At 62.1% G+C, this 24,596-nt stretch carries 13 protein-coding genes and 2 pseudogenes; 12 read left to right on the plus strand and 3 right to left on the minus strand.

All coding sequences use genetic code 11. From position 1 onward, the window contains the following. The first annotated feature begins 283 nt into the window (after positions 1 to 283). From BBSC_RS01285 to BBSC_RS01300, 5 genes are all read left to right on the plus strand, one after another. Positions 284 to 4,228 carry a DUF7604 domain-containing protein gene (locus BBSC_RS01285; protein ID WP_034535454.1) on the plus strand — a complete coding sequence of 1,315 codons (3,945 nt, stop codon included), beginning with the start codon at positions 284 to 286 and terminating at the stop codon, positions 4,226 to 4,228. Between the two features lie 247 nt (positions 4,229 to 4,475). Further along, positions 4,476 to 6,002 (plus strand): SpaH/EbpB family LPXTG-anchored major pilin, encoded by a 1,527-nt coding sequence (locus BBSC_RS01290; RefSeq protein WP_162180138.1) that lies wholly within the window; start codon positions 4,476 to 4,478, stop codon positions 6,000 to 6,002. Positions 6,003 to 6,119: 117 nt separating this feature from the next. Then, a complete protein-coding gene (locus BBSC_RS13550) occupies positions 6,120 to 7,301 on the plus strand; it encodes a hypothetical protein (RefSeq protein WP_144414385.1) in 1,182 nt (393 codons plus the stop codon). A 716-nt stretch (positions 7,302 to 8,017) separates the two neighbouring features. Next, positions 8,018 to 8,803, plus strand: coding sequence for a hypothetical protein (locus tag BBSC_RS14135; RefSeq protein ID WP_231649163.1), 786 nt, complete (start codon positions 8,018 to 8,020; stop codon positions 8,801 to 8,803). 10 nt (positions 8,804 to 8,813) lie between these two features. Continuing rightward, positions 8,814 to 9,629 carry a fumarylacetoacetate hydrolase family protein gene (locus BBSC_RS01300; protein ID WP_033519737.1) on the plus strand — a complete coding sequence of 272 codons (816 nt, stop codon included), beginning with the start codon at positions 8,814 to 8,816 and terminating at the stop codon, positions 9,627 to 9,629. Positions 9,630 to 10,482: 853 nt separating this feature from the next. Here the strand turns inward: BBSC_RS01300 and BBSC_RS01305 are convergent. Further along, positions 10,483 to 11,412, minus strand: coding sequence for an AEC family transporter (locus BBSC_RS01305; RefSeq protein ID WP_033519736.1), 930 nt, complete (start codon positions 11,410 to 11,412; stop codon positions 10,483 to 10,485). A 295-nt stretch (positions 11,413 to 11,707) separates the two neighbouring features. Between BBSC_RS01305 and clpB the strand changes: the two genes are divergently transcribed. Continuing rightward, positions 11,708 to 14,383 (plus strand): ATP-dependent chaperone ClpB, encoded by a 2,676-nt coding sequence (clpB, locus tag BBSC_RS01310; RefSeq protein ID WP_033519735.1) that lies wholly within the window; start codon positions 11,708 to 11,710, stop codon positions 14,381 to 14,383. Between the two features lie 186 nt (positions 14,384 to 14,569). Here clpB and BBSC_RS14435 read toward each other — a convergent pair. Both BBSC_RS14435 and BBSC_RS01315 read right to left on the minus strand, forming a co-directional pair. Next, a pseudogene (locus tag BBSC_RS14435) lies at positions 14,570 to 14,788 on the minus strand (YHS domain-containing protein); the annotation flags it as partial. Between the two features lie 191 nt (positions 14,789 to 14,979). Beyond that, positions 14,980 to 17,293, minus strand: a pseudogene (locus BBSC_RS01315) (HAD-IC family P-type ATPase); the annotation flags it as partial. A 109-nt stretch (positions 17,294 to 17,402) separates the two neighbouring features. On the opposite strand from BBSC_RS01315, the gene BBSC_RS01320 reads away from it, so the two are divergent. The 6 genes from BBSC_RS01320 to BBSC_RS01345 all read left to right on the plus strand — a co-directional run bounded on the left by BBSC_RS01320 (position 17,403) and on the right by BBSC_RS01345 (position 23,446). Further along, positions 17,403 to 17,684, plus strand: coding sequence for a metal-sensitive transcriptional regulator (locus BBSC_RS01320; RefSeq protein WP_033519733.1), 282 nt, complete (start codon positions 17,403 to 17,405; stop codon positions 17,682 to 17,684). A 71-nt stretch (positions 17,685 to 17,755) separates the two neighbouring features. Further along, complete coding sequence (rmuC, locus tag BBSC_RS01325) at positions 17,756 to 19,108, plus strand: DNA recombination protein RmuC (RefSeq protein WP_033519732.1); 1,353 nt, start codon at positions 17,756 to 17,758, stop codon at positions 19,106 to 19,108. Positions 19,109 to 19,693: 585 nt separating this feature from the next. After that, the gene (locus tag BBSC_RS01330; protein WP_033519731.1) at positions 19,694 to 20,377 is read left to right on the plus strand and encodes an orotate phosphoribosyltransferase; all 684 of its coding nucleotides are present in this window, start codon (positions 19,694 to 19,696) and stop codon (positions 20,375 to 20,377) included. Positions 20,378 to 20,480: 103 nt separating this feature from the next. Continuing rightward, entirely contained in the window at positions 20,481 to 21,290 is an 810-nt protein-coding gene (locus BBSC_RS01335) for a TrmH family RNA methyltransferase (RefSeq protein ID WP_033519730.1), read from the plus strand. Between the two features lie 42 nt (positions 21,291 to 21,332). Further along, on the plus strand, positions 21,333 to 22,340 hold the full coding sequence (locus tag BBSC_RS01340) for an ATP-binding cassette domain-containing protein (RefSeq protein ID WP_033519729.1): 1,008 nt from the start codon (positions 21,333 to 21,335) through the stop codon (positions 22,338 to 22,340). Between the two features lie 152 nt (positions 22,341 to 22,492). Beyond that, positions 22,493 to 23,446, plus strand: coding sequence for an ABC transporter permease (locus tag BBSC_RS01345; RefSeq protein WP_033519728.1), 954 nt, complete (start codon positions 22,493 to 22,495; stop codon positions 23,444 to 23,446). Positions 23,447 to 24,596 lie beyond the last annotated feature (1,150 nt).

Genomic DNA, 24,596 nt, shown 5'->3' on the forward strand with positions numbered 1-24,596 from the left:
ACCTTCGAATTTCTTAGAAACGCTTAGTTGGCGCTAAGATTTCCTTCGTCCCCCGTAGTACGGCGTGTCATTCCGTAATTTGGCGATTTTATCTCGTCTCGAAGGGGTGAACTTTCGAGGGGCTGCAAACACCCGAAATCATCCGATATTCGGTATTCACGAGGGGGAGTTCACTCCCCCGTCAGGGTGTACGCGAACCGGGGTAATCGCAATTAACGTCGCCCATTGTAGGCGCATACTGGGCTTTGGTATGCGCGAACGACAGTAAGAGATGGACGACACTATGAAGAAGATCTCAGATTGGTTCGCCGGGGCGAAGGCGGGGGTGTGCCGGAACGTTGGCACGAAGATCGTAGCCATGGTCGCCGCAGTAGCGATGCTTGGGGGCGTTGCCGGCGTGAGCATGACCGCCATGGCCGAGGAAGGCCAGACGCCTGACGTTCAGACGACGCAGCAGGCCACCCCCACCACGGACACCGCCACGACCAACGACGATGCGTCAGCCGATGGCGCCGCGACCGGCTCGCTGCTGGTTGATGAGACGTTCAAGAACAGCACGTTCTCCGATCCCTCCAAGTGGTCGACCAAGGATGGCGCGTGCCTGACCGCTAACGGCTGCTCCAACACGATGGATACTTCTGACATTCAGCAGAAGGGCGATGGCACGGGCTACCTGCAGCTCACGGATGGCTCCACAAGCAAAAAGGGTTCCGTGCTGTACAATCAGGCGATCCCGTCTGGCAATGGTCTGGACATCACCTTTGATTACTACATGTATGGCGGTAATGCGTTTGACGGCAACTATGGCGATGGCATCAGCTTCTTCCTGACCGATGGTGCCGCCACGCTGAGCCAGACCGGTGCCGGTGGCGCCGGCATGGGCTATGCGTCCGTGGATGAGGACGGTGCCGGCAGCGGGACTGCTCGTGTGGAGGGCATCGCTCAGGGTGTTCTGGGCATCGGTCTTGACGAGTTCGGCAACTTCAGCAAGCAGTCCATATACTCTCCTGGCAGCACGGAGCGCGTCACCGGCGGCAACGACTGCACCGTTCCCTATGACGGTGGTCCCCACACGGTGACCTTGCGTGGCAAGGGTGCCCAGGATGACAACGGCAAGTGGAACAACGGATACTGCGTCGTCGCCGGCGCTCAGCAGGACAGCAGCTTCCATACCGGTACGGCCACCACCTCCGAGAATGACAGCAACGGCAAGACGGTTCGCGTGCTGATCTCCGAGCCGAACGCAGATGATGGATTCCAGACTGTCACCGTCTACATTGACGGCACGCAGGTGGTGTCTCATACGCTTGACTACAAGCTGCCCACTACCATCAAGTTCGGTTTCTCCGCCGGCACCGGTGCGGCCAGCCAGGCCCAGCTGATCCGCGGCCTGAGCGCGCACTCGGTCAAGAGCCTGACCGCCATCGATCTGGTCAAGGCCGTGAGCAAGGATGCGTACCCGGATGCGGACACCCATATCTTCAAGTCCGGCGACACGGTTCCGTATGTGTTCACTGTGACCAACGGCGGCACCACCACGCTGAACAACGTGACGGTCACCGATCCCAATATCTCGAATATCTCCTGCCCGAACACGCCGCTCGCTCCCGGCAACCCGATGACCTGCACCGGTGAGCTGACCCTGACCGACGACATGGTCAAGGACGGCAAGTTCACCAACACCGCGACCGCAACCGGCACGGACGGCGACAAGACCGTCTCGGATACCGATTCCGTGACCATCAATACGGTCAAGCCCCTTGGCGCGCCGGATCATCACAAGAAGATTCTGAGCAACGGCAATGGTTCGTACACGCTGAACCTCGACGTGGTGGGTGATTCTACCGAGTCCACCACGACCACGGTCCAGCCGCTGGACATCGCTCTGGTCCTGGACGTGTCCGGTTCTATGGCGGATCCTATGGGAGACGATTCCTACTCTGAGGTGTATGCCCTTGACACTGATAGTTCGTATTACGTGCTTGTGGACGGCCAGTATGAAAAGGTGTCATACAACAGCAAACGTGAACAATGGCGTTACCAAAGTGGCCAGGAGTGGGTTACCGTGACTCCGAGGACGAGTGCTGATGATACGAATCAGTCGCACACACAGTTCTATTCCCCTTCTTCGAAGATTGATGCTTTGAAGACCGCTGTGAACAATTTCATCAGCGCGACGGCTGCCGAGAATGCGAAGATTAACGATCAGACTCAAGGCCAAGGGGATCTGAACCGAATCGCATTGGTGAAGTTCGCCGGTAATACGTCGGATTCTGTTGGTAACGATCATTACCGCGATGGTCGGTATACCTACAACAACACGCAGATTGTGAGTGAATTGACGTCGGATCTTTCTGGTTTGGCGAATACGGTCACTTCGCTTGATGCGGCAGGTGCTACGCGGGCTGATTACGGTTTCCAGAAGGCTCAGGTCGCATTGCAGAGTGCGCGTCCCAATGCGAAGAAGGTCGTCATTTTCTTCACGGATGGTCAGCCGACATCGAGCGACTCCTTCGAGGATACGGTCGCGAATGATGCGATTAAGAATTCCAAGGCGTTGAAGGATGCCGGGACGACGGTCTATTCCATCGGCGTGTTCGCGGATGCTGATCCGAGCAACACCTCGACCGACCAGAAGAATCGTTTCAATGCGTACATGCATGGTGTTTCCAGCAATTATCCGAATGCCACGGCATGGAACAATCTTGGTCAGCGTGCTGATGGCAGCGACTATTACAAGGCTGCTTCGAATGCCGATGATCTGAACAAGATTTTCTCTGAGATTCAGCAGGAGATCACGACGGGTACCTCGTATTCGAACGTGTCGATCACGGATGAGCTGTCGAAGTATGTGCAGCAGTCCGGCATCAAGACCTCCGGCAATGCGGATGATAATGGCTTCCATACGGTGACGGACGGCGTGAAGCTGACTGTCAAGGATGCTAGTGGCGCCGAGCAGACGCTTGCTTCGGATCAGTACACGCTGCTGTTCAACCCGGCCGGCAACGGTACGGTGAAGGTGCAGTTTGCCTCCGGTTACAAGCTGCAGAAGGGTTGGACGTACACGTTGTCCTACAACGTGGATCTCACCCAGACCGCCTACGACGAGTATGCGGCGAACGGCGGTAACTATGGCACCGATGTGGAGTCCACAACCGGTGCCGATGATACCGATATCAATACCGAGAATCCGACGTCTTCCGGCCAGCGTGGTTTCCACAGCAATGACTACGCCTACGTCACCTACACGGCGGATGGCAAGGAGAAGAACGATCCTTACGGGCACCCGGTGGTTCAGGCCGCTGATGGCTCGTTGCAGGTGAGGAAGGATTGGGACCCGGTTACCCCGGGTGCCGATTCCGTGACCGTCAAGGTGTATAAGTCCGTTGACGGCAAGGAGACTCAGGTCGGTGACCCGTTGATGCTGAATGCCGAGAACAACTGGACTGCTACGGTTGATCATCTCGCTCCGGGCAAGTATGTCGTCAAGGAGGAAACCGTCGGCAACTATGAGTCGAAGGTCGTCTGGACTGACAACGACAGCGAGCTGACCACCACGGACGTGTGGAAGGATGCGACCAAGACGATTTCGGCCACGATCACAAACACGCAGAAGACGGTGACGCTGGACGGTTCCGCGTTCGTGAACGTCAAGAAGATCGTCAAAGGCAAGGATTGGCCGACCGATACGGCGTTCTCGTTCACGCTTACTGGCGAGGACAAGGCTCCGATGCCGCAGGCCGAGGGCAAGGATCAGTCGACGCTGACCCTGTCTAAGGATGGCGACAAGAACGAGCGGACCGGTTCGTTCAACAGCATCGCGTTCCCGTATCCGGGCAAGGGCAAGACTGAGACCTACACGTACACGGTCGTGGAGAACGGTGCCAACGGCACCGCCCAAGCCGGTGGCGTCAAGGGTGGGTTCAACTACTCCAAGGCGAAGTACCAGGTCACGGTGACCGTGTCCGAACAGAACGGCAAGGCTCAGGCCGTGGTTTCCAAGATCGAGCAGATCGTGGACGACAACGGCAAAGAACTTAAGCCGGCCGCGGATGTGACCGAATTGAAGATCGCGTCGTTCACGAACACGTATGTGTCCGTGTCGAGTCTGCCTTTGACCGGTGGTACGACCGCTCGTGACTGGCTGGTCTATGGCGGTGGCATGGGCTTGGCGGTTTTGCTTGCCGGTGCCGGCTACACCATCTGGCGCAAGCGCCAGCTGGTGTGACGGTTCCGTCGTGCCCCCGCTGGCGGGGGCTGTCCGGCGAGAGCCGGACTGGGGGTGGTCCGGGCTCCCCTCACAGAGGGGAGCTGGCCGCCACAGGCGGACTGAGGGGAGCGAAGCTATCGCCCCCGGTGGTCCGAAAAGTTAATAAGGATTTGCGGATCGCAGAGGCTTGTGTGGTCTCGGCCTTTCGCGATTGCAGAAAACAGTAGGAAATAACAAGTTAAGGAAGAGAGGATTTCTCATGAGGATGAGGAAACTTTTCGCTGGTGTCGTCGCTGCGGCGACGATGCTGGGTGGTCTGGCCCTCGGCGCCACCACCGCCAACGCGGCCGCGCCGACGGATCAGACGATCACCATTCAGGCCGGTTCCCGCGGTGTGGTGGCCGGTCACACGTTCAAGTACGTGCAGATCGCGGAGTATCTGGATGCGGATTCCAATGAGATCCAGACCGTCGATGCCGCCAAGGATGCGGTGAAGTCCGCCGTCGAAGCCGCGCTGAATACGACCGTTCCCGCCGACACTGATCCGCTGGTGTGGGCCCAGGCCGTCAGCGGCACCCCGATTGACCAGTCCACGGCTTTCCCGTGGAGCTCCACCGCGTCGTCCCGCACCTTTGCGGACAGCCTTGTCGCGTATGCCGAGGCGAACGGCACCGAGGTGACGGCCGACGGCGAACCGTATACGATCAGCGGTCTGACCGGTGGCCTCTATGTCGTCGTCGACGTCACCGAGGGAGCCATCGCCACGCAGAAGTCCCTGGCGATGGTGGTCGGCACGGCCAACAAGAACTTCGGCACGGACGGCACGGTCGTGGTGAAGAACCAGAAGACCAATGTGCCCCCGACCAAGACCGTGACCGGCGATACGGATAAGACCGTGTCCGTGGGCGATACCCTGTCCTACACCATCGAGGGCACTGTCCCGTCCACCACCGGCTTGGGTGCCGACTACACCTACGTGTTCAAGGATTACGCCTCCGCCGGCCTGTCGATCGACACCGCCAAGACCAACGTCAAGGTCTACGCCGGTGATGCCGAAACCGAGCTTGACGCCGCTGAGTACACCGTCGACCCGGCCGGTCAGACCGTGACCGGCGACGGTACGAACGTCACCTTCTCCGTCACCCTGACCAAGGCTGCTCTCGACAAGCTGCAGAACGTTGCCGGCCAGAAGCTCGTCGTCAAGTACGACGCCACCGTGACCGAGGACGCCAAGACCAACCCGGTGACCAACTCCGCCGAGGTCGTCAACGGCGGCAACTCCTCGGGCCAGGGCACTCCGGTCGAGCTATACTCCAACAAGTTCGACTTCACCAAGGTGTTCGCCGATGGTTCCAAGGAAGGTCTTACCGGCGCCGTCTTCACCGTCACCGATGAAGCGGGCAAGGTTGTCGCGACCGCCAGCCCCGACGCCGACGGCAAGGTTTCCTTCTCCGGTCTGAAGAACGGCACCTATACCGTAACCGAGACCACGGTGGCTACCGGCGCCCAGAACGTGACCGGCAAGTTCACGGTCAAGCTGACCTACAACGAGACCACCAAGAAGACCGATGCCGAGTACACGGTCAACAACGTGACCCTTGATCCTTATGACCTCGTCAAGCAGGATGACAAGGGCGCCGTTACCGTGACCAACGTCAAGTCCATCACCCAGCTGCCGCTGACCGGTGCCGCCGGCACCGCGCTGTTCACGGTGATCGGCCTGCTGCTGGCCGGTGCCGCCGCGACCGTGGCGCTCAAGTCCCGCGAGACCAAGCGCGCCCTGCGCGCCTGATTTGGGCTGTCTAAAAAAATAGAAGGTTGGTCTGATTTTTTCGGACCAACCTTTTTTTTATAATGAAAATTATTAAGATATAAGTTAACAAGATTTATGATCAATGAGGTAATAGGTATGAAATCTGTAGTGCAAATTCAACATGGTACATCTACAACTGATTTTATTGGGAAATACAGATTAATTCACTTTAGTGGTGTTGATATAACAAATTCATGTGTGATATTGGATACTAATGTTTGCACAAATATATATAATTTATATTATAATGGTTCCAATTCGGACGTATTAGATGTAATTAGATATATCAAATTCCAATTGGAAAATATGTACAAGAATCCTGCAATAAAAGGTTTAGCATGTTTATATGATTTTGGGCTCGTCGAAAGGAATTGCTCGAGAACCCTCGGCACAAGATATCAGACTTGGGTAGATGGGGAGGATGCAATCAAAGCTATATTATTAATGAATAATGAGCAGTTGGATGCTCTCGTTGGGTCGCGGCATAGTAGAGGGTCTGAAGTACCGTCATCTGCAAGGCAGCAGGTGATAGATGATATTGCGGATAAAGTTCTCTTGCAGATTTTACCGCTATATGGCAGTGCTTTACACTTTCTCAGTTTAATTACCGATAGTAGGACGTCCAATTGGGATCCGTTTGATTTATATGATTGTCAAATTAGTTGGATGAGAACGGACTTGAATCTTCTCCTCGGCTATGAACAATGTCTTTTTGCGATCATTCTCTTTGGGAAAGATAGTGGAACGGCGAGGGGCAAGAGCGATGAAGCTCGGAATGTGCGGTATCGTACGCAGGCAAAGAAATTCTTTAAACTTGATGATCATAAGCAGTACAATCCAGATGATTTAGCTGAGCATGCATGGAATGCGGCTTGGGACTTGCTGTATGTACAGTATCTGAAAAATTATCAGACTGGTGTGGTCGGTTCTTTACTGTCTGAAGACAGTGATAAGAGAAAACCTATTGATTGTGTTCTTATCTCGCGGGATTTTGATCCTCATTGGCTGCAGTTGAATACTATGGTAGCTGCTTATCCAGATTCGAATATTAATGATGCAATTGGATTTGACATCGAAAAAATCATTAATCCCGATCAAAAAATGAGTAACTCCAATATTGAAGTTTTTTATAAAAAGTGGAAAGCTCTTTGGTCAAAGTACACGACTAACCAGTCAATTTCAGCGGAAAGGACCAAGCAAGTGTTTAGTTGTATTCGGCGCCTTGAAAATGATCTTGAGGTAACTCCGTCGTTGCTGCTTCGACGATATTATCTGTAAGTTTCTGTCGGTGTGTGGTGAGGCAATGAGCTCTGGCAATGGCAAGGGCTCATTGCGTGAGTGTGTATGGCATGTTTATCTGTTGGACTAGTGGTTGTCCCGCAATTGGTTGAGTGGTTGGCCCTCCCGCTGGCGGGAGGTGGCGCGTAGCGCCGGAGGGTGGTTGGATGCTTGATGCTGAGGCGTGTCGACCACCCCCAGTCGGCTTCGCCGACAGCCCCCGCCAGCGGGGGTGTACGTAACTCACTGGCGAGACGGACGCTAGTATCCCGCGTCATAAGTTCGTGTATTAATTCTGGCTCCCCTCTCTGAGGGGAGCTGTCGGCGCAGCCGACTGAGGGGAGCATGCGCATATCGGCTGGATCTAGGCGTTTGGGAATCCTCCCCTCAGTCCGCTTCGCGGACAGCTCCCCTCAGAGAGGGGAGCCAGACATGGCGAACAAGCTAGCGGAGCAGGACGTTGGTTTTGGCGTTGAGGCTGATGCCGGTGCGCGGATAGGGGACGTCGTCCTCGTGCGCCGCCCTCCCAGCGTAAGGAGGGCATAAAGGGGTATTGAATATCCCCCTCAAGGGTGTATGTACGGTCGTCGTCGTGTGGTTATCATCGCTGGGTACGAGGCCTGTGACGGTTGCGGTGCTTGCAAAGATGCATGTATGGACTGTGTTGCGCGGTGTCTGCTTTCGGTCGATGGGCGGTACATGAAAGAGGGTGCATTATGGCAAACGGGGGAGGGGTGTTCAGCCCTGAGGAGGTCAAGTATCTCAAATCGCTGCCTGCCGTGGCGGAGGCGAGCGAGAAGCGCATCACCTATTCGGATGCCTTCAAGACGTCCTGCATGCGCAGGTATCTGGCGGGGGAGTCCCCGGTCAAGCTGTTCCGCGAGGCCGGACTCGATCCGGCGCTGATCGGGTACAAGCGCATCGAGCGCTGCTTCGCCCGATGGCGCAAGACCGAGGCCGATGCCCTCTCGGGCGTGTCTTTCGATAAAAATGGTGGGGATAATCTTTCTCGGGGGGGGGGTATAGATTCTCTGCCTGACACCTCTGCCGCCGAGGATATCGACGATATCGAGTCCGAGCCCAGAGTGGTCGCGTTCCCTCCACGAAGGGGAGGCAAGCAGATCGACATGCGCGATCTGCTCATCTACCAGCAGGTCAGGCGCATCGACGAGCTGGAACAGCGCATCGACGTGCTGCGTGCGCGTCTTCGCGAGCGGGACGCCCGGCTGGGCGTGGCGCGGCGGCCGATGGCACACTCGAATCATCCTGCCGAGTCCGGCGGGGATGATCGTGGCGATGATCGCCCCGGCCTGTCCGATATCGAGGAATCCGGCGGTGCGATGTCCGTACCCGAAGCCGACTCGTCGCCGGCCGTTTCTCCCGATGCGGTATCCGATGTCATGCCGGACGCCGGGCCTGCCGAGGTTTCCATTTCGCAGTCGGAAATGCCCGCTGAGGTGAATCTCGACAATCCGGGCACGGATGTGCATTCGGAACGTTAGACTGGGAAGCATGAGAATTGCACGGTTTTCCATTAACGATACCCCGCGATACGCGTTCGTTCAGGCTGATCCGACGGACGGCAAGGACTATCTGATCGAACTTGACGGCTACCCGCTTGGCCGGGCCGCCGTCAAGCCGACCGGCGAGCGATACGCCGTCGACGCCGATGGGGTGCGTCTGCTTGCCCCGGTCATCCCCTCCAAGGTGTATGGCCTGGCCAAGAACTACGAGGCGCACGCCCAGTTCATGCACGCCGCGGGCAAGTCGGAGATCGCGCACGCACCGGAAAACATGGTGATCTTCACCAAGCCGGCCACCTCGGTGATCGGCCCCGACGACCCGATCGTGTTCCCCAAGTACAGCCACGACATGAACTTCGAACCGGAGGTCGCCGTGGTGATCGGCCGCATCGCGAAGAACGTGCCGGTGGACAAGGCCATGGACTACGTGCTCGGCTATACGTGCGTCAACGATGTGACGCTGCGCGACATCCAGGGCATGGATCCGATGTGGACCCGCGCGAAGGGCTTCGATACGTCCTGCCCGCTCGGCCCGTGGATCCAGACCGAGCTGAACTGGCGCGACGCGAAGATCTCGTTCACGCTCAACGGCAAGGACGTCGCCATGGCGTCCGGGACCACGGCGAACCTGATCCACGGCATCCCCGAGCAGATCGCCGCGATTTCCTCGTTCTCGACGCTGCTGCCGGGCGACGTCATCATGACCGGCACGCCGAACGCCTCCGGTTCCCTGCGCCCCGGCGACGAGGCCATCGTCCACATCGAAGGCGTGGGCTCCCTGCGCAACGTGGTCGTGGCCGAGTAGCTGGGCTGTGGCGGGCCGCGCGTCGCGAGTGGCGGGTCGCGAGTGGCGGCGGTCCTCCGCGATCCGTTTCTGCTGCGGTGCTCGACGAAGCATCCGAGGCGGCTGAGCGTCATGCCCGGTCGCCTTTTTGTTTGTTGTTGTTTGTTGCTCTTGGAGCGGTTGTGAGTGTTTGGAGCCATCGAGGGTTGAGGACTGCGCGCATTGTCGCCTTATAGCGGATGGCTGTGCCTGTGCGTAGGTGATTCCCTCCACTTGCTGGATGTTTCATCTCGCTCACGGCGGCGCATTGAGCTATCTCTGCCGCCCGGCGGCCGGTGCGTCTCGCTGGAGCTTATTTGGCAAGTGGCCCGTTCCGCTATGTGGCTGTTCTATCTCGCTCGCAGTAGCTCATCGAGCCATCGTTGCCGCTTGGCGGCTGATGCCTCTCGCTAGTACCTGTTCGGCGTGAGGCTTGTGCCTTCTGCTGGTTGTTTCGGCTTGCTGGGGGGGGTGCTTGGCGAGCCATAGCCGCCACTTGATGGCTCGGCTCTCTCCCTGAGGATATTCGGCAAGAGTGCTCTGCCTCACAGTGGCTGTTTTATCTCGCTCACAGCGTTTTATCGAGCTGTTGTTGCCGTTTGGTGGATGATGCCTCTCGCCAAGATCTATCAGAGGGGGATCTGTGCCTTTTACTGGCTGTTTTATCTCGCTCGCGGTGTCTCATCGAGCTATTGTTGCCGCTTAGAGGCCAATGCTTCTCGCCAAGGACTGTTCGGCGAGAAACCGGATCCTCGCAGCGGCTGTTTTATCTCGCTGAGTCGGCTCGTAATGAGATTTTCCCGCCGCGCCGTAGCGCGCCGCCCCGCCCCGCACATCACGCAGCCGGCAGCAGGGCGTGCAGCGCGGTCATCACCACGAGGCTGATGACCGCGGTGACGGTCAGCGAGAATCCGGCGAGCTTGGCGTTGCCGGTGAGCGAATCGGTGAATTTGGTCGAGAAGATCGTGATGGGCGCGAACGACCCCAGCACCACGATCTCGCGGATCCGCTCGTCGAACGGCAGCAGAAACCACGCCGCGACGGAGATGATCGCGCCGAACACCATGCGCCACGCGATTACCTTGAGCAGTTCCACCCGGTCCTTGCGGTCGCCGGGGACCTCCATCATCAGCCCGATCATCGCCATCGCGCAGAAGGCGTTCGCGTTGGCGAACGGCGTGATCAGCGTGATGATCGGCTGCGGAACCGTGATGTGCAGGAACATGAACACCAGCATCAGCATGTAGATGTCGAAGGAAATCGAGCCGAGGAAATCGCGCGCGATATTGCGCAGCCGCAGCACCATCGGCAGCGATTTGAAGTTCTCGTCCATGCCGAGCAGCGTGCGCGTGATCGTCAGCGACCCGGCCGTGGCCACCGTCGCGTTGCCGATGTCGAGCATGATGACCGGCAGCCCCGCGGACGGCCCCATGAAGGTCTGCACCACCGGCAGGCAAAACGCGCCCAGATTCAGGCCGGACGCGTTGAGCATCTGGAACGCGCGGTAGTTGCGCTCGTCGCCGCGCGAGCCGAAGTAGACGATGAACAGCGGGATCAGGCAGGCGAAGAACCCGAACAGCACGATCCAGAGCATGCGCATGTCGTGCTTGTTCGTGGCGAACGACAGGATGATCGCGCACGGCAGCGTCAGGTTGAACACCAACCCTTGGGCCACGCGGTAGTCGCGCTCCCCGAAAATGCCGAGATGCTTGAGCGCGTACGCTCCGACGATGACCAGAAGCAGTGATCCGGACTGAAAGATCATGGTGTTCCTCGTATTCCTGCGCGCTTTGCCGCGTAATGGGGCGGATCGGCGGTCGCCGCATGCGACTGAACGCGAGTATAGGAGCCAAAAAGGCGCATGCGGGCAACAAGGGGCACAGTGTGGACACGCAGCAACGCACGATTTCAAAACTTGAGTCACTATCACTCAAGTTTTGGGAATAGAATGGGTGGCAAGCTGGTTGAGCATATCAGACACAGACGTACGCGCCTGCCGCCATGCCCGAACGATCGCGCTCGGGCCGCGCGGCGAGGCGCATGACTACACGGAGGTTGATATGGAACAGAAGTTCACCACCATGGCGCAGGAAGTCGTCGGCGACGCGATTCAGAGCGCTGCCGCCGCCGGCAATGCGCAGGTTGAGACGCTGCATGTGATGGATGCACTGCTGCGTCAGGAAAACGGGGTTATCCAGGGGCTGATCCAGGCCGCTGGCGGCAATCCGCAGGCGATCGGCGCCGCGGTGCGCAACGCGCTGGTCGCGCTGCCGAGCGCGAGCGGGTCGACCACCTCGCAGCCGCAGGCCAGCCGCCAGCTGACCGCGGCGCTCGCGCAGGCCGAAAAGGAAATGCAGCAGATGGGCGACGAATACGTATCCACCGAGCATCTGCTCATCGGCATCGCCGCGTCCGCACCGAACCAGTCGGCCGACATCCTGAAGGCCAACGGCGTCACGCCCGAGGCGCTGCGCAAGGCCGTGCCGTCCGTGCGCGGCGGCGCGAAGGTCACCAGCCCGGATGCGGAAGGCTCCTACAAGGCGCTGGAGAAGTATTCGACCGATCTGACCGCGGCCGCGAAGGAAGGCAAGCTCGACCCGGTGATCGGCCGTGACCAGGAGATCCGCCGCGTCATCCAGATCCTGAGCCGCCGCACCAAGAACAACCCGGTGCTGATCGGCGAGCCCGGCGTCGGCAAGACCGCCGTCGTGGAGGGGCTGGCGCAGCGTATCGTCGCGGGCGACGTGCCGACCACGCTGCAGAACAAGAAGCTCATCAGCCTCGATCTGGGGTCGATGGTGGCCGGATCCAAGTATCGTGGCGAGTTCGAGGAACGCCTCAAGGCGGTGCTCAACGAGATCAAGAACGCGGACGGCCAGATCATCACCTTCATCGACGAGATCCACACGATCGTCGGCGCCGGTGCTGCCGAAGGCTCGATGGACGCCGGCAACATGCTCAAGCCGATGCTGGCCCGCGGCGAGCTGCGCCTGATCGGCGCGACCACGCTGGACGAATACCGCGAGAACATCGAGAAGGACCCGGCCCTTGAGCGTCGTTTCCAGCAGGTGTTCGTGGGCGAGCCGTCCGTCGAGGACACGATCGCCATCCTGCGCGGCCTGAAGCAGCGCTACGAGGCTCACCACAAGGTGACGATCGGCGACGATGCGCTGGTCGCGGCCGCCACGCTGTCCAACCGGTACATCTCCGGCCGTCAGCTGCCTGATAAGGCCATCGATCTGGTCGATGAGGCAGCAGCCCACCTGCGTATGGAGCTCGACTCCTCCCCGGAGGAGATCGACGAGCTGCAGCGCAGGGTCACGCGGTACGAGATGGAGGAGATGCAGCTCAAGAAGGCCGAGGACCCGGCCTCCAAGGAGCGGCTGGAGAAGCTGCAGAACGAGCTGGCGAACGCGCGCGAGAAGCTGAGCGGCCTGAAGGCCCGTTGGGATGCGGAGAAGGCCGGCCACAACAAGGTCGGCGACCTGCGCGCCCAGCTCGACGCCAAGCGCGTCGAGGCGGACAAGTTCACCCGCGAGGGCAACCTCGCCGAGGCGAGCCGTATCCTGTACGGCGAGATCCCGGCCATCCAGAAGCAACTGGACGCGGCCGAGCGCGCCGCCGACGAGGAAGGCGAGAACGCCGCGAAGAGCGAGCCGATGGTCCCCGACCATGTGGACGCCGACTCGGTGGCGGGTATCGTCGCCGAATGGACCGGCATCCCCGTCGGCCGCCTGATGCAGGGCGAAAACGAGAAGCTGCTCACCATGGAGAGCTACCTCGGCAAGCGCGTGATCGGCCAGAAGGAAGCCATCCAGGCCGTGTCCGACGCGGTGCGTCGTTCGCGCGCCGGCATCTCGGATCCGAACCGCCCGACCGGTTCGTTCCTGTTCCTCGGCCCGACCGGCGTGGGCAAGACCGAGCTTGCCAAGGCGCTCGCCGACTTCCTGTTCGACGACGAGAAGGCCATGGTGCGCATCGATATGAGCGAGTACATGGAGAAGGCCTCCGTGTCCCGCCTGATCGGCGCCGCGCCGGGCTACGTCGGCTACGAGGAGGGCGGCCAGCTGACCGAGGCCGTGCGTCGCCGCCCGTATTCGGTGGTGCTGTTCGACGAGGTCGAGAAGGCCAACCCGGAAGTCTTCGACGTGCTGCTGCAGGTGCTTGACGACGGGCGCCTGACCGATGGTCAGGGCCGGACCGTGGACTTCAAGAACACGATCCTGATCATGACCTCGAACCTGGGTTCGCAGTTCCTGGTCAACCCGGATCTGGACGCGGACGCCAAGAAGAAGGCCGTGATGGACGCCGTGCACATGCAGTTCAAGCCGGAGTTCATCAACCGCCTGGACGAGCTGGTCATCTTCCACCCGCTCACCCGTGAGGAGCTGGGCGGCATCGTGGACATCCAGGTCAAGCAGGTCGCCTCGCGCCTGACCGATCGCCGTATCTCGCTCGACGTGACCGACACGGCCCGCGAGTGGCTGGCCAACACCGGCTACGATCCGGCGTACGGCGCCCGTCCGCTGCGCCGCTTGGTGCAGACCGAGGTCGGCGACCAGCTGGCCCGCATGCTGTTGGCCGGCCAGGTGCACGACGGCGACACGGTGCTGGTCGACCAGACCGGCGGCGAGCACCTCGCCCTGAGCGTGATGCCCGAGGATCCGCTGGCCGGCTCCGACGGTTCCGATGGCTCCGATGGCGACGTCCACGTCGACAGCGTGACCACGGACTGATGCGTTGACGGTGGTCCGTCGCGTGGCGGGCAGCCACTGCACTGGCTCCCCTCCCCGAGGGGAGCCAGATTTGCATAGTGTCCGACTGATGCTCCCTCCGTCGGGGGCAACAGCCGCAACGAAAACGAATGTGGGGGCATGGAATTTTCCATGCCCCCACATTCGTTACCCGCACTAAAAATGCGCCTACTGCTCCAGGAAGATCTGCGGGGCCTTGGCGAAGTTGGCGGCGCAGCGCTCGCTGCAGAAGTAGTAGGTCTTGCCCTCGTATTCGCGGGTGATGGCCTCGTTGTTGACCGAGACGGTCATGCCGCAGACCGGATCGGTGGCGGTTGCGCCGGCGTTGGCGTCGGCGGTGTGCATCATGTGATGCGCGTTGTGCATATCCATATGATTCTCCTTATCATGGCGGGTTCCGCCGTGGTCGGCGGCTCCTTGGTGGGTATGGTCGTCGGAATCGTGCGGCCCGCCGACGGGGGTGGACCCGGATTCCAAGTGGGTGAGTTCGGTGCGCTCGTCGATGATGACCTGCGGTTCGCGTGACTCGTGCGTTCCATGCGCGGACGCCGAGCCGGTGATCGCATCGTCACCGATCTTCACGCGATGCAGGCGGTTCGCGTTAAGCACCAGGCATACGGAGCTCAGCGCCATCGCCAGTCCGGCGATCATCGGGCTGAGCAGCCAGCCAGTGAATGGGTACAGCAGGCCGGCAGCCACCGGGATGCCGATGAGGTTGTACCCGAAGGCCCACGCCAGGTTCTCGCGCACGTTGCGCATCATCGCGTTCGACAGGTTGATGGTTTTCAGCACGCCGCGCAGATCGCCGTTCATCAGCGTCACGTCGGCCGACTGCATCGCCACGTCCGTTCCCGTGCCGATGGCGATGCCCAGATCGGCCTGCGCGAGCGCCGGGGCGTCGTTGATGCCGTCTCCGACCATGGCGATCAGACCGTCCGGCACATCGCTGATCGTCGTGCCGGACGAAGTGCCGTTCGCCGTCTTGCCGTCCCGCGACGCCTGCAATTGCTGGATCCAATACGCCTTGCCGTCCGGCTTGACCTGTGCGATCACCGTGTCGATGCCGACCTCGCCGGCCACGCGGCCGGCGACCTCGGCGCGGTCTCCGGAGAGCATCACCGTGCGGATGCCCGCGGCGCGCAACGCGGCGACCGCCTCGCGCGACCCGTCCTTGATCGGGTCGGATTCGTAGCTCGGCTTGTCGAAGCTCGCGTCCGCGTCGACCACGCCGCGCGTGATCGTGCCGGTCTTGTCGAACACGACCGTGCGGATCTCGCGGGCCTGCTCCAACGCCTTTGCGGAGGTGACCAGCACGCCGTTCGTCGCGCCGAGTCCGGTGGCGGCGGTCACCGACAGCGGCGTGGCCAGGCCGAGCGCGCACGGGCAGGCGATGATCAATACGCTCACCGCGGTGACCAGGGCGTGCGCCAGCTGCGGCGCGGGGCCGAACGACAGCCAGATCGCGAAGGTCCACACCGCGACGATGAACACGGCCGGCACGAAGATGCGGGCGATCCGGTCCGCGAGCTTCTGCATCGGCGCCTTGGTCGCCTGGGCGCGCGCCACCATCGCCACGATCTGCGCGAGCACCGTGTCGCCGCCGACCTGCGTGGCGCGGATCACGATATTGCCCTTGAGCAGCACGGTCGCGCCGGTGACGGGCACGGCGGCCGCGGTTCCGGCCGCGCTCTTGCCGGAACCTGCGGCCGACCGCACGACGGGCTTGGATTCGCCGGTGATCATCGACTCGTCGACCGTCGCCTCGCCGGCGACCACCATGCCGTCAACGGGGATGCGCTCGCCGGCGCGGACCACCAGCAGATCGCCGACGGCCACCTTGTCGATGTCGACGTCATGCGAGTTGGCCGGGTCGAGCCAGGCGGGCGCGCCGCCGGCGTTGGCGGGATCCGAATCCGGGCTGGTTCCGAGGGTCGGATCGGCATGGGGTGCGAGCATATGCGCGATGCGCGGGCGCAGCTTGATCAGCGATTGCACGGCCTTGCCGGTGCCTTCGCGCGCCTTCGTCTCCAGCAGACGGCCGACCAGCACGAGCGTGATCACCACGCCGACCGACTCGAAGTACGGTTCGCGCGACCCCTCGGGGAACGCGGACGAGGCCACGCACAGCGCGAGGCTGTACAGGTAGGCCGCGGTAGTGCCGAGCGACACCAGGGAGTTCATATCCGGGGCGCGGTGGATCAGCGCCGGCCAGCCGACGCGGTGGATCGGCGCCCCGCAGTAGAACATGACGGGCGTGATGAGCACGGCTTGCAGCCACGGGTTCATCAGCCACATCGGCACCAGATCGTGGTTGACGAGCGCCACCATCATCGGCACGAACACCGGCAGCGTCAGTATGGTGCCGACGGCCACGAGCTTGGTCAGATGCCTGATCTCCTTGGTACGCTCCTCGCTCTCCCGGCGTTCCGCGGCGAGGGCGTCGGTCGCGGGACTGGATGTGGGCGTGTGCGTGGCGGCGAGGGGCGCCGCGGGAGCTGCGGTTTCGTCGCTCTCTCCCGTGACGCGCAGCAGGCCGTGCACCATGTTCATGCCGCAGGCGAACGGGTACTCGCCTGCGGGCAGGGCCGGCAGCGCGACGTCGGTGCGTTCGTTGCCCGGCAGCATCGCATTGAGCCCCAGGTCGCCGAACACGACGTGCGAGGTGCACTCGCCGGTCTCCTGCCGGTCGAAGGTCAGCGTGATCGGCGTGCCGGCTTTCATCTCGACCACGGCGGGGGAGTAGCCGCCCTTGACCGTGATCGTCGCGGTCTGCACACCGTCGCCCATGGTGCCGGCGGTGCCGCGCTGCGGCAAGAAGAAGAATCGGAGAATCAGCCACGTCAGCGCCGCCGCGATGATCAGCGCCGCTGCGGTAAGAAAGATGTTGTCCATAACCACTCCTTGATGCTCCAATTCTATATCCATAAGCATTCTATACCCTATACCCCTACAGGGGTATATAATGGTCATATTCAGCTGAAAGGCAATCGGAAGGAGCGCCATGCACGGGTACGGTCACGACAAGGCCAAGGTCATCGCGCGGTTGCGGCGCATCGAGGGGCAGGTGCACGCCATCACGCAGATGGTGGAGGACGACAAGTACTGCATCGATGTGCTCACGCAGATTTCCGCGTCGAACTCGGCGCTCAAATCGGTGGCGCTGATCCTGCTGGACGACCATCTGAACCATTGCGTGCGGCAGGCCTCCGTCGAAGGCGGGGAGGTCGCCGACGAGAAGCTCGCCGAGGCCAGCGCGGCGATCGCGCGGCTGGTCAAGTCGTAGAGGGTCAGGTCGTAGAGGGTCCTGAAAAACGGGCCTCGCAACGCGTCCACGCCGTGCGCTTCACTGAACATATGTTCGATGTAATGACAGTGGCCGCGCTGGTCGCGGTGATGGTGGTCGCCGCGGCGTTGGGGGTTGCGGCAGGATTCCAGCTGGGCAAGTCGCGCGGTCAGGAACTGGCTCGGACGGCCAAATCCGAGGAATTGGAAGCGGCGAAGGAAGCCAGAGACGAGGCGCAGCGGCAGATCGCGCGGCTGAACGCGCAGTCCGCCGAATACCGGGCGCAGGTCGAGGGGCTGACGCAGCAGCTGTCCTTCGCGAAGTCGCAGCTCGCCCAGTCGCAGCAGGCCGAGCAGATCCGCATCCAGCATGAGCGCGACAAGGCCGCGGCCGAGGCGGAACGCCGCCACGAGGAGCAGGCCAAGGCGCTGAACGAGCAGAGTAAGGTGCTTTCGGCGCTCGCCCCTGTGCAGAAGAATCTCGACGCGCTGCAGAGCAAGGTCTCGCAGATCGAGGAGGGGCGCAAGCGCGAGATGGGCGCGCTCGGCGAGCAGCTCAAGGGCCTGGGGGAGCAGCAGGCGCGCTTGGACAAGGAGACGAGCTCGCTGTCCGCTGCGCTGCGCAACAACAAGGTGCGCGGCGCTTGGGGCGAGGCGCAGCTGAAGAACATCGTCGAATCCGCGGGCCTGCTGGAGCACGTCGACTTCGACACGCAGGTGGTGGTCACCGGCGCCGACGGCCGTATCCAGCGGCCGGATATGATCGTGCACCTGCCCGGCGGCAAGACGATTCCGATCGACGCGAAGGTGCCGTACGCGGATTACCAGCGCGCCTGCGAGATTCCGGACACCGCCTCACCCGAGGAGCTCGACCGCCGCGCGGATCTGCTGCGGGCGCACGCCCGGGCGCTGCGCGAGCACGTGAAGACGCTGGGCGACAAGGAATACTGGAACGCCTTCGACATCGCGCCCGACTTCGTGGTCGCGTTCATTCCCAACGAGGCGCTGCTGCAGGCCGCGCTGGAGGCCGACCCGACGCTGATGGACGATGCGTTCGCGCGCAAGGTGGCGCTGACCTCGCCGGTCACGCTGTGGGCGGTGCTCAAGTCCGTGGCCTACGCGTGGCAGCAGCAGAGCCTGACCGACGACGCGAAGCAGCTGTTCGACCTGTCCCGCGAGCTGTATGAGCGGTTTGCGGTGCTGGGTGACCGCGCCACCAAGCTCGGCGCGGCCATCACCAGAACGGTGGGAGCCTACAATCAGTTCGCCACGTCGCTGGAATCCCGCGTGCTGGTCACCGCGCGCAAGCTCCAGAAGATCGACGGCACGAAGATCATCGAGCCGGTGGAGATCATCGAGCCGGGCAAGGCCGATATCCGCGAGATCACCGCACCCGAGACCCAGCCCGAAGCCAACGAGGCCTGAGGGGGTCGGCTGCTGCCCCTCAGCGAGAGGGAGTTGCCACGGAGTGGTTGGTCCGGCTCTGGCTCCCCTCTATGAGGGGAGCTGTCGCAGAGCGACTGAGGGGAGCATTCCCGCAGGCGTCTGATCCCACCCGCTCTTCTCACTCCCTCATTGTTCCAGTCCTTTTTCTCCCCTCAGTCCGCTGCGCGGCCAGCTCCCCTCATAGAGGGGAGCCAACCCCAGTGCCAATCGTTTTGCGGCCGCTTTCCCCCTCTTGGAGGATCCTGAGCGGATGTACGACGAAAAAGTGATGACGACATATGCCGATTGCGCTCTAGTGTCGAGTTGTCGGTGCGTGGGCGAGTAGTGAAACCGGTTGTCTTGCCAATTGGATGGTTCCAATTGGCCATATTCGGTCTTGTTTCAAATCTCATGCACCGACAACTCGCATGTACGCATCAATGAGCCCGCACACGGGCCTGTTGAACGCCTCGAACGAGGCCAATACCGGACCGTGCGCCGGCCGCGTGCCGGCCGTGCACCGGCCTCGCACCCCAAACGCATGCGAAAGCGCTGCTTGACGAGCCGAAACGATAGGCTGGAAGCATGACCGAAGAGAAAGCTTTCCGCAAAACCGGCACCACTCCAGCCTCGTCCAAGGCCGAAGCTCCCGCCGCTTCCGCACCTTCCGCCGCCTCCGCCGCGCCGGCGACCCCGTTCGAGATGCTGGAGCCGCGCGAACAGCTCAAGCGCCTGTTGGTCGAGACCATGGGGGACAAGCCGTTCTGCGAACTCGCGGGCGTGACCTTCGACCACCGCGGGGCGTCGATCGTCGGGCATATCCTGCTCGACACCTTGGAGGAACAGGGCTATTCGGTCGATGACTTCGACGCGGTCGGCGCGCTGACCGCCGCGGCCGTGCCGCTGGTGAGCGCCATGATCCAGGCCGCAGCCTCGCGCGGAGAGGACCTTGACGGCTTCGTGATGGACTTCGTGTATCCCTCCATCAAGGGGCCTTCCATCAAGGGCAAGCGTGTGATCCTGCTCGACTCGTGGCTGTCCGAGAAATCCTATGTGCAGACCTCGTCGCTGGTCACGCTGCGCAACGGCAACGAACTGAGCCTGGACTTCAGCGTCGTCGAGCATGAGGGCGCCACCGTGGAGGCCGTCGCATCGTTGATCGGCGGCGTCGACATGACCAAGCCGACCATTCGGGTGATCAACCCGGTCGACGGCGCGGCGCACGAGCTGCCGTTCGTGGAGGTGTACCGAGAGTCCGAGCTGCGGTAGGCGGCACGCCGCGAACGGCCGGCCCGCAGGAGACTCGCCGGCGGACCTCCGGCGGAATGCCCGCTGCGGCACGCCCACTGATGGAGATGCGGAGAGAACGAACATGCATACGCCCAACCCTGTTTCCCTGGCCGCGAAGATGTCGGGGGAACCCGAATTCCGTGAAGTCGGCGTGGCCCCGTGGGCCGAAACCCACCCGGGCGAGCCCCGGCCCGACGACCCGGCTTCGCCGTCGTTCGACGCCCGGTTCGATACCGTGTTGCTCGACGAGGGCGACCGGCGCAACGTGCTCGACCGGTACCGGTACTGGACGGTGAACGCCATCAAGGCCGACCTTGACGCCCGGGGCCGCCACATGTTCGAAGTGGCCGTCGAAAATTGGACGCACGATTTCAACATCGGCTCGATGGTTCGGACCGCCAACGCATTCCAGGCCCGTCGCGTGCATATCGTCGGGCCGCACAAGTGGAATCGCAAGGGCGCGCTGATGACCGAGCTGTACCAGCACGTCGAGCATCATCCCTCGATCAGCGAGCTGGTGACCTGCTGGCGGTACCGGATCGCCGGCGAGATCGCGGAGGCCCGCTCGCAGGCCGGCGTCGCCGCGCTGCGCAACGACTATGCCGCGGTCGCCGCCGCGGACGCGCGTGCGCGCGACCTCGAATCGGCGCGCGTGATCGCGCTCGACATCATTCCCGGCGCGGTGCCGATCGAAAGATACCGGTTCCCCGAGCGTTGCCTGCTGCTGTTCGGTGCGGAGGGGCCGGGGCTGTCGCGCAAGGCGCTCGACCTTGCCGATGACGTGGTGTACATCTCGCAGTTCGGTTCGGTGCGGTCGATCAATGCGGGCGCCGCGGCCGCGGTGGCCATGCACTGCTGGATCGCCCAGCATGCCGTCGTCCCCATGCGTTGACAGCCACGTGTGTTCCGGCGGAAAACCGTTAAGCTCGGAACCATGATTGAGATCGAAGGTCTGAGCAAGCGGTTCGGATCCAAGGCCGCGCTATCCGGGGTCAGCTTCATCGCCGAAGACGGCAAGGTCACCGGCTTTCTCGGCCCGAACGGCGCCGGGAAATCCACCACCATGCGCGCCGCGCTCGGGCTGATCCGCCCGGATGGCGGGCGCGCGCTCATCGACGGGGCGCGGTTCGCCGACCTGCCTTCGCCTATGGCGTCGGTCGGCGCCGTGCTCGACGCGAAATCGGCGCACAAGGGCCGTTCCGCCTACGCGCATCTGCGCGCGCTGGCGCTTTCCAACGGCATCCCCAAGAGCCGCGTCGACGAGGTCATCGACTTCACCGGCATCGCGAGCGTCGCCAAGAGAAAGGCCGGCACGTTCTCACTGGGCATGAGCCAGAGGCTGTCCATCGCCGCCGCGCTGCTCGGCGATCCGCGCAATCTCGTGCTCGACGAGCCGATCAACGGCCTTGATCCTGAAGGCGTCAAATGGGTGCGCGAGCTATGCCGGTACTATGCGGGCCAGGGGCGCGCCGTGCTGCTGAGCTCGCACCTGATGAGCGAGGTGGCGCTCACCGCCGACAATCTGGTGATCATCGGGCAGGGCCACATCCTCGAGACCACGACGGTCGGCGCGTTCGTCGCCGAGCATTCCACCCATTCGATCCGCGTGGTCACGCCTCAGCCGGACCGGCTGCGCGCGATTTTCGCGAACGCGCCGAGCGTGACGGTCTCGCCGGCTCAGCGCGATCCCAACGATCCTCCGGAGGGTATGCCGTTCCGCATCATCGGGGCCGATCTGAAACTGACCGCGGAAGTGTTCGCCCGGGCGCAGCTGATCACATACCAGATGATCGAGGAGCACGCGTCGCTGGAGGAGGCGTACATGGCGCTCACCCACGCCAGCGCCGAATACCGATCCCATGGGTTTCCCGGGCAGCCGGGTCCGGTCGAAGCCGGCCCCATGGCAGGCGCCAACGTCAACGACAGGGAGGTGGCCCGATGAGCAGGGGATCGCATGCCGCTCACGCTCGCAGATCCGGCGGTTCGCAGTCGCGGCCGGGGCCCGGGACGAGGGCTTCGGGCGGGGTTGCCGGCGGGGTTTCCGGTGGGTTTCCCGGCAAGCGGGGCGCAACGGCGTCGCATGGCCCCAACCGGATGCCGGCCGGATCGCAGGCGCATCCGCAGAGCCGGCTGACCGTGATCGGCGCGATTCGCAGCGAGCTGACGAAGGCGCTGAGTCTCAGGTCCACCATGATCCTGATGGCGCTCAATGCGCTGCTGTTGCCGGGCGGCGCCGCGATTTTGGCATGGGCGTATCGGTTCATGTCGACCGTCGACCCGCGGACCGGGAAGATGATGGCGCATCCCGAACCGTTGCCGGCGAGCCTGATGTGGTCGGCGGTCGGCGGTTTCGTGTCGACCTGCATGATCGTGGTCGCCATTTTCGGCGTGATGGCCATCACCACCGAATACGTGACCTCGTCCGTGCAGTCCACGCTGGTCGCCAATCCGCGGCGCGTGCTGTTCCTCAACGCGAAGACGCTGGTGACCGCGGTGCTGACCTTCCTGTCGTCGCTGGCGGGATTGATGCTGTCATGGCTGGCGGTGCACCTGATGCTCGCCGATATCGGCGTCAAGGCGCTCGCGGAGTCCGAGCGCGTGTTGCCGTGGATGACGCTGCTCGGCGGATCGGCCGTGCTGACGCTGACGGCGGTGATGGCCGTGGGATGCGGCGGTGTGTGCCGGTCCACGGTCGGCGGCATCTTCTCGATGATCGGCATACTGATGATCGCGCCGTCGATTCTGTCGCTTGCCTCGTTCGGCGGTGATCGGTTCAGGTGGGTGCAGTCGATCTCCCGCTGCCTGCCGGACCGGGCCGTCACGAACTTCCTGACCGGCGGCGTCAATGCCGGATTGGAGGGCGGAAACGTCTCGATGTCGGCGGGTGGCTCCGCGGTGTCCGGTGCTTCTGCGGCTTCTGCGGCCTCTGCTGCCTCCGATGGGGTCTTCGATCCGACTTGGTGGCAATCCGGCCTGATTCTGCTGGCCTGGGTCGTGGTGATCTACGCCATCGGCACGCTGGTCGTCAAGCGGTCCGACATCAAGTAGCGGGCCGGCCGGCTGGGCGGTTGGGCGGCTGACGCGGCTGGTTGAGGCGGGTGTGCGGCGCGGTTTGGGGACGGCTTGGTTTGATGAGGCTCGGTTTGATGAGGGTGAGCGGCTGACGTGGTTGCGTGTGAATCTGACACGGCTGGGCGGGAAACCGGCTTGGCTGGGTGGCCGGCATGTCCGGGCGACTGGCGCGATCGGTCGGAAATGATGTGGCTGAGCGGAATGGTCCCATGTACTGCTTGCGGCTCTGTGGACTGCTATGGCCCTATGAACTACTAGGGACTGCCATGAACTGTCTGTCGGACTACCCGTCCATCGTGAGGCTGCCAGCCATTGGTCCCGCAATGCATTGTCGCATGCGATTGACGCCAGTTGTTGGTGGGGATCTCTCGCTGGCGTAGCGCTTGGCGGGAGGGAGCTGCCGTGTGGCGGCGGGGATAGCTCGTCGGCGTGGTGATGCCGGGAGGGAGTCACTGGTTACTGGCGAGGTTCTCTTGTAGGTGTAACGCTTAATGAGAACGATCTGCCGTGTGCTGGCAAGAATCTCTTACTGGGATGCACTTGTCAGGATGGAATCTGCCATGCGGTGGTGGGAATATCTCTTCGGCGTGGTGGTGCCGGGATGGCGTTGTCGGTTGCTGGCGAGATTCTCTCGCTGAGCTGATGCTAGTGGGAGGTTATAGCCGTGTGCTGGTTGGAATCTCTTGTTGAACTGACTCTAGCGGGAGATTTCGGCCAGTTGATGGTAAGTCTCTTCCGCTGGCGTAGCGCTTGGCGGGATGAATCTGCCGTGTACTGGTGGGAATCTCTTGCCGATGGATAATACCGGGGTAGATTGGCCTGTCAGTGGCGGTGATCTCTCGTCGGAGCGGGATCCAGCGGGTGGAGCCTGCCATACGGTGGCGGAAGCCTCTTACTGGGATGCATTTGTCATGGAGTTGCCGTGCGGTGGTGGGAATATCTCTTCGGCGTGGTGGTGCCGGGATGGCGTTGCCGGTTGCTGGCGAGGTTCTCTTGCTGAATTGATGCTAATAGGAGGTCGTATCCGTGTGGTGGCGGGAATCTCTCACCGAGCTGTCTCAATGAGCGGTATCCGCCATATGGCGGCGATTGTCTCTCGCTAGGGTGTGTTTACACTATATTGGTT

The sequence above is a fragment of the Bifidobacterium scardovii JCM 12489 = DSM 13734 genome, from assembly GCF_001042635.1.
GTDB classification, from domain to species: Bacteria; Actinomycetota; Actinomycetes; order Actinomycetales; family Bifidobacteriaceae; genus Bifidobacterium; species Bifidobacterium scardovii.

What these genes read in the sequence shown, in the direction of transcription:
- BBSC_RS01285 (WP_034535454.1), top strand. Translation starts at nt 284, where the DNA reads ATGAAGAAGATCTCAGATTGGTTCGCCGGGGCGAAGGCGGGGGTGTGC.
- BBSC_RS01290 (WP_162180138.1), top strand. Translation starts at nt 4,476, where the DNA reads ATGAGGAAACTTTTCGCTGGTGTCGTCGCTGCGGCGACGATGCTGGGT.
- BBSC_RS13550 (WP_144414385.1), top strand. Translation starts at nt 6,120, where the DNA reads ATGAAATCTGTAGTGCAAATTCAACATGGTACATCTACAACTGATTTT.
- BBSC_RS14135 (WP_231649163.1), top strand. Translation starts at nt 8,018, where the DNA reads ATGGCAAACGGGGGAGGGGTGTTCAGCCCTGAGGAGGTCAAGTATCTC.
- BBSC_RS01300 (WP_033519737.1), top strand. Translation starts at nt 8,814, where the DNA reads ATGAGAATTGCACGGTTTTCCATTAACGATACCCCGCGATACGCGTTC.
- BBSC_RS01305 (WP_033519736.1), bottom strand. Translation starts at nt 11,412, where the DNA reads ATGATCTTTCAGTCCGGATCACTGCTTCTGGTCATCGTCGGAGCGTAC.
- clpB (WP_033519735.1), top strand. Translation starts at nt 11,708, where the DNA reads ATGGAACAGAAGTTCACCACCATGGCGCAGGAAGTCGTCGGCGACGCG.
- BBSC_RS01320 (WP_033519733.1), top strand. Translation starts at nt 17,403, where the DNA reads ATGCACGGGTACGGTCACGACAAGGCCAAGGTCATCGCGCGGTTGCGG.
- rmuC (WP_033519732.1), top strand. Translation starts at nt 17,756, where the DNA reads ATGTTCGATGTAATGACAGTGGCCGCGCTGGTCGCGGTGATGGTGGTC.
- BBSC_RS01330 (WP_033519731.1), top strand. Translation starts at nt 19,694, where the DNA reads ATGACCGAAGAGAAAGCTTTCCGCAAAACCGGCACCACTCCAGCCTCG.
- BBSC_RS01335 (WP_033519730.1), top strand. Translation starts at nt 20,481, where the DNA reads ATGCATACGCCCAACCCTGTTTCCCTGGCCGCGAAGATGTCGGGGGAA.
- BBSC_RS01340 (WP_033519729.1), top strand. Translation starts at nt 21,333, where the DNA reads ATGATTGAGATCGAAGGTCTGAGCAAGCGGTTCGGATCCAAGGCCGCG.
- BBSC_RS01345 (WP_033519728.1), top strand. Translation starts at nt 22,493, where the DNA reads ATGCCGGCCGGATCGCAGGCGCATCCGCAGAGCCGGCTGACCGTGATC.